A 13,163-nucleotide genomic window follows, 5' to 3' on the forward strand; every position below is an offset into this window, starting at 1 on the left:
GTGGGGGAGGCAGGACTCGAACCTGCGAAGCCATGAGGCGGCTGATTTACAGTCAGCTCCCTTTGCCACTCGGGACACTCCCCCGCTCGACGGCAGCACAATCGGCCGGACCTTGCCGGCGGACCGAAGACGGCCATGGAACGTGAAGGCCGCGACAGCCCGGATGGGGGCGCGACCGGGCGCGGTTATCGGCGAAGCCGTGGGGTAAAGTCAACCGAGGCGAACGGTTAAAATCGCCTTCGAAGCCACCCAAATTGCCATATTCGGGGACCCATGACACAAGCAAGCCCATGAAGGATCGAAAATTCATCCCCAGGGGGCCCCGTGGAGGGGCTAAGCCCTTCAACAGACCGGGTAAATCGGCCGGCCGGCCGGCTTGGCGCAATCGCGATTCGGACACCGACGGGCGTGTCATCCTCTATGGCTGGCACACGGTCACCATGGCGCTCGCCAATCCCGCGCGACAGATCCGCAAGCTGACCCTGACCGAGAACGCCGCAAGGCGCCTTGCGGACGAAAACATCGAAACCCGCGTCACGCCCGAAATCGTCCGGCCTCAGGAGATCGACCGGCTGCTCTCGCCCGACGCCGTGCACCAGGGCCTGCTTGCCGAGGCAGATGCTCTGCCCTCGCCCGACATCGAGGACTTGGAGCAGGACGGCATGGTGCTGGTGCTCGACCAGATCACCGACCCGCACAATGTCGGCGCGATCCTGCGCTCCGCCGCAGCGTTCGCGGTGAAGGCGATCGTCACCACCGCGCGCCACAGCCCGGAGGCGACCGGCGTGCTGGCCAAGGCCGCCTCAGGCGCGCTGGAGCTGGTGCCCATGGTGACGGTGCAGAATCTCGCCCGCGCGCTCACCGAGCTGAACGAACGCGGCTTCCAGACCGTTGGCCTCGATAGCGAAGGCAGCGCGGACCTCTCCGAGGTCGTCCTGCGCGAGCCACTCGCGCTGGTGCTCGGCGCGGAAGGCAAGGGCTTGCGGCAATTGACCCGCGAGACCTGCAGCGTCGTGGCACGGCTCGACATGCCCGGCGAGATCAAGAGCCTCAACGTCTCTAATGCCGCCGTGCTCTCGCTCTATGTCGGCGCGAGCCGCCTCGGGTTGATGAAGCGGTAGGGCTTTTTCGAGCGAAGTGGATACCGGTTCGCGCAAGGAAAACACGTCAAAGCAAGAATCTCAAACAAAACGCCCGTCCGCATCGCGCGGACGGGCGTTTCGTCATTCAAGCGATCAAGCGATCAGTAGTAGCGGCGCAGCACGCGGTGGCCGCCGTAATACGGCGCATGGCGAGGAGCGTAGCCATAGCGCGGACCGTAGCCGTAGTGCGTGCGCGGCAGATAGCCGGCGCGCGGGCCGTAGCCATAGCGATACGGACGATAGTACGGCCGACGATAGGGATAGGCCCCCGGCGCTGCGACCGCGGCGGCGCGATAGCCATAGCCGTTTCCATAGCCATAGCCGTGGCCGTAGCCGTAATTGGCCGGCGCGACGACCGCGTCTTCACGATAGGTCGGATACGGCGCGAAGGCGCCCGGGCCGGTGTAGGTCGGGCCCTGGTTGACGTAATAATACTGCGTGGTCGGCTCGGCGAGACGCTCATAGGCGCCATAGCCGTAGCCGGCCCCATAGCCGCCGCAACCGGTGTTGCAGCCGGAATAGACCGGGACAATCGGCTGGCACGGATTGAAGCCGCAGGCCGCGGCGGGCGCGGTGGCGACGAACATCACGGCAGCCGCCGCGACCAGTCCCGAAATCATCTGACGCATTACTCTCTCCTGTTGATTTCCGTTTGTTGGATTTTGTCGTTTCTTAACCCGGCGGCTTGCCGGGCATCTCTGCACGCGGCCGCGGCCGAGGACGCCGCGGATGGTCGTTGATCTCGGGCGCGAGGATCACCGGCGGCGGATCGACCGGCACATCCATCTGCGGCGGCAGCGGCGCGGATGACGCGCCCCAGCTCTGGTGATAGCTCTCGGCGGGCTTGGGCAATTTGCGCTTCGCGGGCGGCTCGACCTCGAGCCGGCCATAGCCGGGCCGAAGGCCCATGGTCGGATAATAATGGCCGACGTCCGTGGGCTGCCGCTCCTCGATATAGCGCCCGCCATAGATCGTCGGCTGCACCTGAACGTTCTTCCCCAGGCCCCAGGTCCCCTCGATCACGGCATAGGACGCGTCGATGTTGTTGATGATGATGGGCACACCCGGGCGGCCGGGAACGACGATATCGAAGCCGCCGCCGGCAAACGCCGTCGCTGGCAGTCCGATCACAAAGGCAGCAAGCGCCAGAGCGCGCATGAGAGGATCCCGGTTATCCGGCGACAACCTACCCGACCGCGACGCAGAGAGGGTTAAGGCCTGCTCACCAAATGCCGGTAAGCCTAATGCGCAAGGATCGCACGCCGCTCAAATGCTGCAAAGCGAACTAGCGAAGCATTAACACCGCCGGACTCTCTCGCCGGAACAATGCCGCGTGCTCACATCCGTTTGACCATCCAGCAGTGGAAATCAGCGGGTTTCACCGGAACGTCCGCGGCCCCCGGTATTTAGCCCCCGTCAACAAAACGGGAGCCAGACAACATGAACATCAAACTTCTCGGAGCCACGGCGATTGCGGCGACCATGCTGGCAGGCGCTGCCATGGCGCAGACGGTGACCACCAATCCCGGCCGCTGCGTGGCGCAATTTCCCAACGCCAATTGCCAGAACGCCGGGCCGGGAAATCCGTATGCCGATAGCGGCTATCGCCATCGCCGGGTGTCCTATCGCCAGACCAATGGTGACTGGGATAACGACTGGAACAGGAGCCGCACCGGCTTCTGGCCGACCGACGTCGCAGCCGGCGTGGCCGGCGCCGCAATCGGAACGGCGGGCGCGATCGCAACCGCTCCATTCCGCGGCTGGGACAAAAGCTACGCCTATGACAATTCGTGGGATAATCGCGGCTGGGACAATCGGGGGTGGGACAATCGCACCTACGCCCAGCGCAACGGCTTCGTCTGCACGCCCGGCACCTGGTTCAAGGGCGCAGACGGCCGCCGACACATCTGCCAGTAAGGCGATTTGAACCGAGCGCAACAGATCAGGCGGCCCTCGGGGCCGCCTGATTCTTGTCTATGAGAAGGACCGCGGGTTCTGGCACTTTCCAATCAAGTCTGGTATTGCGGCGCGCACGGGCGGACAGCCCCCGGCGGACGCCGGTCCCTGCCCGCTCCTCCAAGCCTCGCCGGCTTAGCTCAGCGGTAGAGCAGCGGTTTTGTAAACCGAAGGTCGGGGGTTCAATCCCCTCAGCCGGCACCACCGATTTAGCCGACACAACGGCCTTACCAATTGGGGTCGATTTGCCCTCAATAGATAAGGCCGCTTGAGCGGCCTCGGGCCGCCCCGAGGGCGTTCCAATCAATGCCGCCAGCCGTCCCCGGGTCTCCACCGTGTAAGGCTCCCCAGCCTTCCTAGGCATGACCACAACGCTCTCCACCAACTCTCGAAAGCTGGCAGAAATTTGGGGGTCTATCCGATCACCGGCCCCTGAGATTTGCTCCAAGTTCGCCCTGAAGCGCCGAAGCGCGGTCGGGTGCAGATCGTTCGTCGCGACAAATTCGTCGGCAGACGCTAGTTCCTGTTGCAGGCGCGCCTTTTCCAAACGCTGCGCCTGTAGGCGCGTCGCGACTTCACCTGATTCAAGTGTGCCGTTTTCGACGGCGTTAATCAGATTCTCTATTGCCCTCTGGCACGTCGCAATCTTGGCCGCGATTTTCACCTTGTCGCGTCGAGCGTCGGCCGACAGCGCCCGTCGTTCAGCAAGGTAAGCTTCGACGAATTGCCCCATAAGCTTCGGATTGTCGATTTGCGATTGCAGCCGGCTAAGAACAAGGCTCTCAATTTTCTCGATATAATACCTCACCCCGTTGTCGCAGGAACCGCTTTCCCGATTCTGGGTGCATTGGATGCGCGGGCCGGAACGATCGTGCCCCATAAGCGACATACCGGAGCCGCAGGCGCCGCACCGAAGAAGACCGGACAAGAGCCGCTGCGACTTCGGCCGCCTGCGAGCAGCGGGAGTTCCTGCGGCGAGCCTGCGTTCGTGCGCAGCACTGAATAGTTTATCATCGAGTATGCGCAACGCCGGCACGTCCTGTGTGACCCATTCGCTTTCATCGTTGGTGCGAGTCGTCCGCCGGCCCGTCTTTGGGTCTTTGACGGCGCGCCGCTTGTTCCAGACCACGCGCCCAACGAAACGTTCGTTGAGAAGGAGACCCTGCCCCCGCGCTGTGCTCCCGTTGATGGTGGACGCATTCCACTTGCCGCCGCGCGGAGCTGGAATGTCGTCTGCATTCAATCCTGCGGCTATAACGCGCGGAGACGAACCGGCCACGTACTCTTCGAAGATGCGCTTCACGACCGCGGAAGTCTCAGGGTTGATATCGAGTATTCCGGGCTCTCCCTTCCGCGGCGTATATCCGTACAGATCGCCACCGGGGTTTCGACCTTGGCGCACCACGCCGCCGAGTCCTCGCCTAACCTTCTGGGCAAGCCCCTTCAGGAACAGGGCGCTCATTGTACCTTTCACACCGATGTGCATTTCATTGATCAAGCCATCGGCGAGACTATGAATCTCAATCTCAGCGAAGTTCATCTGCTCGAAAAGTTGAGCGATATCCGATTGGCTCCGCGACAGACGATCTAAATCCTCCGACAAGATGATATCGAACGCACCAGCGTGGGCCTCGCTCACCATCTTGGCGAACTGTGGGCGCCCAAATAGCGAAGCGCCAGAGGCGGCCCGATCGTAAAAATTGCCCGCGACGCTCCAACCCTGCCGTGCTGCGAACTTCTCACAGGCGGCGATTTGATCTTCAATCGACCTGTCGTTTTGCAGGTCCGACGAATAGCGCGAATAGATGGCGACCCGCTTAGTGCATTGTGTTGTCATTTGCAGCACCGGTTGCTTCCAAGTGGTCGATACGCGCTTGATTGCGGGCCAAGGCAACGATGAAACCGCTCAACGCAGCCTCTGTGCCGGCGTCATCCGGCGCTAGCGCAATTTTTTCGGCGAAGAATCCGCGACGGGCAATGTTATCGTTAGCAATTGTCTGCAATTTCTCTCCCCAAAATGGAAAAGCCGCCCGCTAAATCGCTGACGGCTTTTGACGAAAACTCTTACGCGAACGTCTGCATCCGCAAAAACAAGTCCCGCTTGAAATTGTCCACAAAGTCTGGCCCGTCGTCATTCTCCAAGAGAATTTTCAAACCAGCCAGCTTACTCGCGATCGTATCGAACTCCGCCCGGGCAATCATTGCCTCTATGGCGTTCATTTTCTCGAACTGAGGCAGATCAACCTTTTCGTCGTCATGTCCTCTGCTGTTGAAATCATCCAGCAAATGCTTCCGTTGCGCGGCCAGTGCAGTGACGCTTTTCATGCATTCCCCCAATAAACGATTTTCGTTGACGATAAACATAAACCGCGAATCTTATGGGATGTCAACGAAAATCGTTTGTGATAGACGGTAACCAACAATGGGAGACATAAGTGACGCCTGCACAATCCAGAGCCGCCCGGGGACTCGTTGATTGGTCTCAATCGGAATTAGGACAGCGCTCCAATCTAAGCGAAAGCACAGTCCGCGATTTTGAGAAGGGACGCAGAATACCTGGCCCCAACAACCTTGCTGCCATGCGCGTTGCGTTGGAAGGCGCCGGTGTTCTCTTCATCGAAGAGAACGGCGAAGGCCCGGGCGTGCGGTTGAAGAAGGCAAAGACTAGCGGCCTATCTGCCTTAGGTACTTCGCCTTCTTGAGCCCTATCTTAGTAAGCAGGTACGCTGGCTTCCCTCGCTCCCTTTCACCTACCACTTCTAGCAGGCCCAGATCGGCCAGAGCCGCGTATGTCTTGGGGCCGCAACCTTCGGCGCGAAAGAATTGGCCCGCGCCGTGTTCGTACATGTGAGCCAACGCTCGCTCTTGAAGGTGCGGCAACGGGCGCGTCTCTATCGGCCACTCGCTGATCGGCGGGCCGGCCGCGAATTCATAAATGTGCTCCTCGCCATCATCGGTCGACGCATTCCCGCCTTCCAGAAGTTCAAACGCCTTGTCTACGGCCAGCCTGTCCCAGATGGTCCGGCCGTACACTCGCTTCGGCGGCGGCATGTCGCCGGCCGCAACCATCCTATCCCAAATGGCGTGAGACACCCCGACGTAGGTTGCGGCTTGAACGCGGTTGAGCCCGCGTGGCCAGTGGGGAGCGGGAGTCTCTTTCATGTCTCCTGCTTTCGGGATCAAACATTCCCTGCCGCTATCTTTGCCGAAAGCCACTCGTCAAATTTTGGTCTCTATCCACCTTATTCTATTTTCATCTAGCTCAACTCGCTTAGGAAATCGTTTTTCGTCTTCCAGCCGCTGTAGATGACGGCGGCTGAAGGTGAGTCCGCGAGCCGCACTCGGTTCGGCGTAGCCTAAAAGCCTTGTCGGTTTTTCCAAGCGTCCCACTCTCCCAAACTCCCTGTTCGCGGCAGATTGCGCCCTTCATTCTCGATTTCGCTAGCGCCCGGCGTCGGGCAGAAGATTGGGGCGCGAAAGAGTTGGCCGCAAGAGCGTTGGCGTCGCCAAATTCGGTAAATTACCTAGGTTGATCGCGAATTCTGTAGCCGTCTTCGGTACGAGACGCGACGCCTACTTGCCTTCAGCCTGTGGTTGCGAAACAATCCCGCGGGCTGGGGATCATTTTCATGTCAGATATATTACCGCCTAAGCCCGAACGGCGTTGGTACGCCAATGTCGATTCGAAGGTTTACGGGCCTTACAATCGGCCTGCGGTCGCCCAGATGGTCGAGCGTGGCCAGATATTGCCTAGTGACCTAGTTTTCGCAGAGGGCTCCTCCGAATGGATGGAGGCAGCCAAAGAGCCTTCCCTAGCGCCGTTGTTTACGCGCAGCCGGGACCTTGCAGAGCCGCCCGTTCGTCGCAAGCGCCGCGGATGGTCTGGGACCATCATGGCTGGGTTGGTCCTACTCGCACTGGCATGGGTTGCATGGCCTTACTATGCGGTCCTTAGCTTGATGCAAGCGGCCCGCGATGGCGACGTGTCGACGCTCCAGAAACGCGTCGACTGGACCACTTTCCGGCAGGGGTTGCGCGGCGACCTGAATGCACAACTCTTGCAAAACGTTAGAGGCAAGGACGCAAGCAACGCAACGGCCACCGGCTTAGCAGCGGTGCTTGGCCCAGCCGTAATCAATCAAATGATTGATGGTTACGTTACGCCTCAAGTTGTTGCTGCATTGGCTCGGTCAGAAGCCGACAAGTCACCAACAGGGGAGAAGACACCCGAAGGCATCGACAAATCAGCAAGTCTTGTTCGTCGAATACAATGGGATCAGGTCAAATACGCTTTCTTCGCCGGCAGTCCATTCAGTTTCCGGGTCGACGTACTTCCAAAGAATGACCCAGCCATTCATAGCCCTATCGGACTTGAGTTCGCATGGGGCGGAGATTGGCGTCTTACTCATGTCATCCTGCCAGATGACGTGTTCAAATCTGATAAAACTCCATCAAACCTAGCTGGCGCCACTTTATCAACTTCGACCGCGCCAAAGACTGCGGCTATCGATAGTGAGCCCCCTCCGATTACGGTTTCAATGCAGTCGAAGCGCTTCAAGCAAGCCGACGTTAGAAATAACGACTACGAAGCGGCAATCGTGTTTGAGCTCTCCATCGTCAACCGGTCTGGCAAGCAGGTGCGCGCGTTTGACGGCGTACTAACGTTTACCGATCTTCTCGACAACGAAGTTATCTCCAGCAAACTCGCTATTAACGACGTAATCAACAGCGGCTCTACTTACAACTGGACGGGGCAACTAAAGTACAACCAGTTCATGGATGACCACAACAGGTTCAAGAACGAACAGCTCGCGAACCTAAAAACGCGATTCGCAGTACGAAAGATTTTGTTCGCAGATGGCACCTCAAAGACTTTCCAGTAAGATTTTGCTCATTGCGGCCTGCGCCGTCACAGCGACGATACCAGCGCGTGCAATGGAGAACGTAATACGCATGATGACTCCTTCATCTGACGGAACTCTCATTGTTATTGCTGCATCGCAAGACGGCCTGACTATAGCGTCCGATAGCCGTCAGACTCTCGGCCAGGACATCTACTGTGACGACGCAGAGAAGGTATTGGTACCGTCGAAGCCAAACCGCTTCTTGGTTGCCGTAACAGGCCGCCGCGGATTCTATCCGATCGCGATCAACGCGCATGTTCACGACATTTGCGCCTATGTTGCATCTACTCAAAGAGAACTGGACATTGGAGAAATAGCGAGGACGTTCGTTGAGGAGACGGCCCCGGATGTCGACTTAAGAAAGCTGAACGCCAGAGAACTCGCCCAGCGCTGCATTGACGCGCTGATTGCGTACTTCACAACCAACCCATATTGGTCGCCGGCAATATCCGGTCAGGGGTTTAGTTCGTCTGTTGTGATTGCATCATACGATCCGGAAACCGCACAAGCATTCGTGCGCACAATAGAGATTTCCTCAAGCGCCGACCTGAAGCAATTGATAACAACTGACAAGCTAAACGAAGTCTTCGGACTCGACGATATCGCAGAACCAATACTCTGCGGTGAGGGTGATTACCTCCGCTTACACGTGCTTCCAACTATTAACGATCAATCAGTCAGCCAGACGACGAAAGATCAGGTGGGAGACTTCCCGCGCGTCAGTTTTCCAAAAGTGCGCGACGCCACCGTTGAAAACTCTATCTCACTCGCCGGTGACCTTGTTGCTTCGGCATCAAAGATGACCGCCTCAGTTCCGGCCGCGTCTGGAATCGGCGGCCGCACCATTATCTGGCGCATAGGAAGTGATCCACGCCCGTTTAAACTGAAAGGTTAGGCGCTTGCTTATCCTATCGAAACCTAGCCCTGCGTCGGCTTCTTGATAGGATGTCACGTTGTCGCGAGGGGGCGCTTTCATCCAGTTCGCCATGACGGGCTGCGCAGTCGCCCCGCGGGGCACGTAGCTGACCTGCTCCCCTGTTTGCCCTCGTTTATAAGTAGAGTCTGTTCTGGTTCTGCCCCTGAGTGGGGCGGGTTGCAAACTCGGTCGGTGTGAGCCCGTTGAGGCTCGTGCCCGCCACGCGGTGCTACGTGGCGGGGGTCAAGTTCAAATCACATTTGTCATTACATCAACACACCATTTCTAACTATACCCGGCGACCCCAGTACTGCGTAATTAAGCCGCTTTCCTATCTGAACCCGGCACACGCCGCTGTGTGTTGCTCTGTCGCGTCGCGTCTTCAACCCGCTTCACTCGCTCAGCCAAGCTATCGAGCTTGTCAGCGAGCACAGACGTTTGGTTGTTGAACCCTTGAGTCAGAACGCGAACAATTTCGGCGTTGCTGTCCTGCTTAGGAGCGCGTCCGGTATGATTGATGTACGAGAGCGCACCAATCGTAGCCGGGTTAACTGCAGCCGTACGAGTAACAAACTCGCCGCCTGCAAGCTGCGCCGTCACACTGTCGACGCCCCGCGTTCCGTTTGCGACCACGCCACCGCCTGCGTAGCCAAGCAGGCTCTGCGCACCCGAGTCGTTGTTGGCGAAGTTCAACGCGGCCGATACGGCCGAGTTATACGACTCTTGCGGCGTCTTGTTGTCAGCCTGCGTTGTCGCGCCAGCGTCGGGAGCAATTTGAATTATGTTCCCACCATCAACCATCGCTTGAATGGTCTTGGTCACGGTGTCGTAAATATCACCGTAGCCGGTGCCGGACGCATAGAACGCCTTCGCAATCGTTAGAAGGTCTTGTGCATCCTTGGTAACGCTGTTGATCGCGTCTTCGTCCCCGGTCTTTGCCTTTGCAACGTCAGTCGAAAACTTGTTCTGTGCGAACTTCAACTGATCTTCAGGCGATAGCGTCGACAGGTCTCCGGTCTTTACGGAGTCGAGAAAGTCCTGATACGACTTGATGACGGCCTTGTTAGCCTTGTCGACGATGGCCTGTCGATCAGCCGCCAGCTTCTTTTCAAGCTCTACAATCGCGTATCCGCCTGCGTTGAATTCGTCGGCGCGTTGCCGTTGAGCTTCAAGGTCGAATACCTGTAGCTGGCCCTTGATGGTGTCGGTGTTGATACTCGCCTCTTGCGTGGCGTAGTAATATGACCGCTTCTTTTCATCAATTTGTCTTTGAGTGTTCGCGCGGTCTTCGGCTTCTTGCTGCCGCTTCTTTTCCGCTTCTCCGTCATCTCCACCAAACATCTGCGATATGATGCCGATGCCGGTTTCGATGTAGCCAACCGGGCTAGTCGGGTCTTTGATGATATTGTTGATGCCGGCCGACGTGAGGCTTTTACCAAGATCGTTCACGGAACTCTTTAGAACGTCCATGGCGTTCTTGCCGCTCATGATCCCGCTTACGAAATTGTTAGCGAAGGCACCGGCAGCATTCTTGATATCGTCAACAACACCCTTCATGGCGTCTTGCCAACGAATAGTAGCCGCCTCCGCTGAATTCAGCGCAGCCGGAATGTCGTCGCCGTAGATGCCCTTCAGTTGGTTGGCAATCTTCACATCTTCTGCAGAGGCAAACATAAGCTGCTTGCCGCGGTTGATGTCAGATGCGAGCTTTGCCTTTTCCAAGGCTACGGCTGCCGAAGCAGCGGCGTCTTTCAGTTTGGCGAATCTGGCAGCTTGTTCTTCCGTTTCCTTGCCGCCGTTTGCCAATACCGCGGCAGTCTCTGCGGCTTCTGCCCTAAAGCGAGCCAACTGGCCCGAGCCAAGGCCAACAGCCTTTGCGTCCGCTTGCTGTTGCAAGTTGTGCTTCTGCAGCGAGTTTATCGCACGGTCGACAGCGTCGGTATATTCTTGTGTCGCCGCGGTAGCTGTCTTGATTTCGTGTGAAGAGTCCTTACGAAGAAAGTCCGAAATTCCGTTCGTTTGATTTCGGGCTGCAGCAACCGCATTAGGACTCGACAGGCCGGAGGCTAGACGGGATTGAGCATCAGACAATCCGCTTGAAACAGTAGCGGGAGCCGGATTCAGCGCACCGTATACCGCTCTTACGCCAGCGACCCCCGGAATCATATTAGCGGCGGCAGAACCCATCATCTTCAACCCGGCGACAAGCCCCGGAATATCAGAGATGATTTGCCCAATCTTGAGTGCAAAGTTCGTGATCGACGTTACCGCCGAAGCAAGCAACTCAACGATGCCAACCCACACGCGGTGAAGCTCCATCCCGCCTGCAATGATGGTGTCCTGAAATGGAATCCAACGCTCAGACAGAATTTTGACAGCGTCGTCATAGCGGTTCTTAAGCGCTGTCGCGTCGTCTATGTCCTGTTGATTTACAAGCTTCGTTGCCGCGATCTTGTCGGCCGCTTCCTGCATCTGCAGGAAGTAATCACTGTTCTGACGGAACGCTTCAAGCTGATCGGGAGAGGCGAACGTTGATGCAATATCGATTGCAGCAAGCTTCTTGCCCTCGTCTGTCATCTGCTTAAGCAGAGACAACACGGCGCGGTATTTGTCTTCAGTCCCGATCGCATCACTGAATTTGTCAACGCCCGTGTTCGTATCGAGGTTGTCAGCGTCGATATGGGCATCTATCTTTTTCTGAAGATCACTACCGCCCAATTTGTCGGCACTCACCGCATAGAACTTCTTCAGAAGGTCTGTGGCGTCCGAAATCTTTCCGCCTGCATCTTCGAAGCTCTTGCCGACGCGCTGCATGTACTCTGGCGTGACACCAACAGACAGAGCATCCTTGGAAATAGTGCTATACTGCTCTAGCTTCTCGCCGGCAGATGACCACGCAAATTCAATTAGCTTGATTGCGTCCAGCACCAACATGATTGGCCCGGCAACACTGAGCATCGCCGCACCAAACGAGAGCAAGCGGCCGGTCAATCCCAACACGGCGCCACCCGCTAGCCCGGTGAAGCCCGAAAACCCTGCCATCGCTGTACCGGTTGCGGTAACCGCCCCGGCGATGGGCGCGAAGGCCGGTCCTAGCCGGGCGATTGACGCCGCGCCGACCACGGTGGCCACGCCAAGCGCTTGAATGCCCGTCGTGGTGGCCGCGGCTGCGGTGCCGATCGCTGTTACGCCAGTGGCAACGCCAGCGTTCACGAGCCCGCGGAACGCGGGGGACAGCACGTAGGCGGCCTCTGCGGCCTGCTTCAGATGGTTCGCGACGCTCGCGGCCTCAATGCCGGTTTTGTTGAATCCCTGTCTGGCATGGTCATTGGCTGCCCCGACCTCCCCGTACTTCTCTTTGAGAAGCGCGAGATTTTCGTTGTACTTCGCCTGAGTGATCAACCCTTGCGCAAGGGCATCATTGAGTGTGCGCGTCCCGGAGGCTATTTTGGCCTGCGACGCAGCCGCACCGTCGATAGTGTTGGTCAACTTGGCGAGGGCGAATTCCGTGGAAAGGGCTCGCTTCGCATTGATGTCTGTAACCGTTGCAAGCTGTGTGCTTGCATCAGACAGCTTGTTGAGCTTCCCGGTCTGTTCGTCGATACCGGTAGAAGTGGCGCTGATGGTCAAGCGCCTTATAACTTCGTTCGCCACTACTTTTTGTCCTAGTGTACGGCACTTAAAATCAATTGTGCTCGGTGCTTTGAAATAGCCGAATGTATCCCTACGCCGTATCCAATCGAGAACTCGTCACGATGCCGCCTGGGAATGATAGTCAACGCGTCCGCTAGGTGCCGCTTAGTGTCTGCGGCTAGTTTCGCACACTGCGTATCATCAAAGCCGTCGGGGAATTGTTTGATGAAAGAGTCGGCTATGTCGCCGCCGTGTTTTTCCCCTGCCACGTATTGCCAGTATGCAAGCGCAGCCTTCTGTTTTGAGTTCATGAAAAATCCTTCGCGCCAGAAGAGGCGCGGTGAGCCTGTCGACAATGAGTTGTCCACAGGAAGGGCCTGTGAATAGCTGGGATAAGGTTCCGCTATTTGCGGTTGCACGCCGGGAAACGTGTTCCACTGATCGTGACGAATCGGGGGGAACCGCCAGCTTGCGACTGGCGGCCCCGATTTGCCCGCGCAACCCTTCCGGACTGCGGGCCAAACGCTGATGTTAGCAGCAACAGCATTACATTCGGTAAGGCCCGAGAGGTCAAGTCCGGTCTGACTGACGGAGACTGAGCTTGGCTTTGTA

General features: G+C 57.9%; 11 protein-coding genes, 2 tRNA genes and 1 pseudogene. 6 read left to right on the forward strand and 8 right to left on the reverse strand.

Going from position 1 to position 13,163, the window contains the following annotated elements:
- Position 1: 1 nt before the first annotated feature.
- Positions 2–84, reverse strand: a tRNA-Tyr gene (locus tag NR187_RS23165).
- 206 nt (positions 85–290) lie between these two features.
- On the opposite strand from NR187_RS23165, the gene rlmB reads away from it, so the two are divergent.
- Positions 291–1,121 carry a 23S rRNA (guanosine(2251)-2'-O)-methyltransferase RlmB gene (gene rlmB, locus NR187_RS23170; protein ID WP_256807786.1) on the forward strand — a complete coding sequence of 277 codons (831 nt, stop codon included), beginning with the start codon at positions 291–293 and terminating at the stop codon, positions 1,119–1,121.
- A 122-nt stretch (positions 1,122–1,243) separates the two neighbouring features.
- Here the strand turns inward: rlmB and NR187_RS23175 are convergent, their stop codons facing one another.
- On the reverse strand, positions 1,244–1,771 hold the full coding sequence (locus NR187_RS23175; protein ID WP_256807787.1) for a hypothetical protein: 528 nt from the start codon (positions 1,769–1,771) through the stop codon (positions 1,244–1,246).
- A gap of 43 nt (positions 1,772–1,814) precedes the next feature.
- Positions 1,815–2,300, reverse strand: coding sequence for a hypothetical protein (locus NR187_RS23180; RefSeq protein ID WP_211386877.1), 486 nt, complete (start codon positions 2,298–2,300; stop codon positions 1,815–1,817).
- A 282-nt stretch (positions 2,301–2,582) separates the two neighbouring features.
- On the opposite strand from NR187_RS23180, the gene NR187_RS23185 reads away from it, so the two are divergent.
- Both NR187_RS23185 and NR187_RS23190 read left to right on the forward strand, forming a co-directional pair.
- On the forward strand, positions 2,583–3,059 hold the full coding sequence (locus NR187_RS23185) for a hypothetical protein (protein ID WP_256807788.1): 477 nt from the start codon (positions 2,583–2,585) through the stop codon (positions 3,057–3,059).
- A gap of 168 nt (positions 3,060–3,227) precedes the next feature.
- Positions 3,228–3,302: transfer RNA gene (locus NR187_RS23190), tRNA-Thr, on the forward strand.
- Positions 3,303–3,870: 568 nt separating this feature from the next.
- Here the strand turns inward: NR187_RS23190 and NR187_RS35025 are convergent.
- The 3 genes and pseudogenes from NR187_RS35025 to NR187_RS23200 form a co-directional block, all read right to left on the reverse strand.
- Positions 3,871–4,935: pseudogene (locus tag NR187_RS35025) on the reverse strand (recombinase family protein); the annotation flags it as partial.
- Complete coding sequence (locus NR187_RS23195; RefSeq protein WP_256807789.1) at positions 4,916–5,101, reverse strand: hypothetical protein; 186 nt, start codon at positions 5,099–5,101, stop codon at positions 4,916–4,918. The pseudogene NR187_RS35025 and the gene NR187_RS23195, both read right to left, overlap by 20 nt.
- Before the next feature lie 61 nt (positions 5,102–5,162).
- Positions 5,163–5,462 carry a hypothetical protein gene (locus NR187_RS23200; RefSeq protein ID WP_256807790.1) on the reverse strand — a complete coding sequence of 100 codons (300 nt, stop codon included), beginning with the start codon at positions 5,460–5,462 and terminating at the stop codon, positions 5,163–5,165.
- 71 nt (positions 5,463–5,533) lie between these two features.
- Here NR187_RS23200 and NR187_RS23205 point away from each other — a divergent pair, with 71 nt between their 5' ends.
- Positions 5,534–5,800, forward strand: coding sequence for a helix-turn-helix transcriptional regulator (locus tag NR187_RS23205; RefSeq protein ID WP_256807791.1), 267 nt, complete (start codon positions 5,534–5,536; stop codon positions 5,798–5,800).
- On the opposite strand, the gene NR187_RS23210 is transcribed toward NR187_RS23205, so the two are convergent.
- Positions 5,763–6,260: a hypothetical protein gene (locus NR187_RS23210; protein ID WP_256807860.1), complete on the reverse strand. Its 498-nt coding sequence runs from the start codon at positions 6,258–6,260 to the stop codon at positions 5,763–5,765. The genes NR187_RS23205 and NR187_RS23210 overlap by 38 nt on opposite strands.
- A 467-nt stretch (positions 6,261–6,727) precedes the next feature.
- On the opposite strand from NR187_RS23210, the gene NR187_RS23215 reads away from it, so the two are divergent.
- Both NR187_RS23215 and NR187_RS23220 read left to right on the forward strand, forming a co-directional pair.
- Entirely contained in the window at positions 6,728–7,981 is a 1,254-nt protein-coding gene (locus NR187_RS23215; protein ID WP_256807792.1) for a DUF2939 domain-containing protein, read from the forward strand.
- A gap of 70 nt (positions 7,982–8,051) precedes the next feature.
- Entirely contained in the window at positions 8,052–8,897 is an 846-nt protein-coding gene (locus NR187_RS23220; protein ID WP_256807793.1) for a hypothetical protein, read from the forward strand.
- A 339-nt stretch (positions 8,898–9,236) separates the two neighbouring features.
- Here NR187_RS23220 and NR187_RS23225 read toward each other — a convergent pair whose 3' ends face one another.
- Complete coding sequence (locus NR187_RS23225) at positions 9,237–12,572, reverse strand: hypothetical protein (RefSeq protein ID WP_256807794.1); 3,336 nt, start codon at positions 12,570–12,572, stop codon at positions 9,237–9,239.
- Positions 12,573–13,163 lie beyond the last annotated feature (591 nt).

Origin of the sequence: Bradyrhizobium sp. Bra64 (assembly GCF_024519875.1) — a bacterium.
GTDB classification, from domain to species: domain Bacteria; phylum Pseudomonadota; class Alphaproteobacteria; order Rhizobiales; family Xanthobacteraceae; genus Bradyrhizobium; species Bradyrhizobium japonicum_G.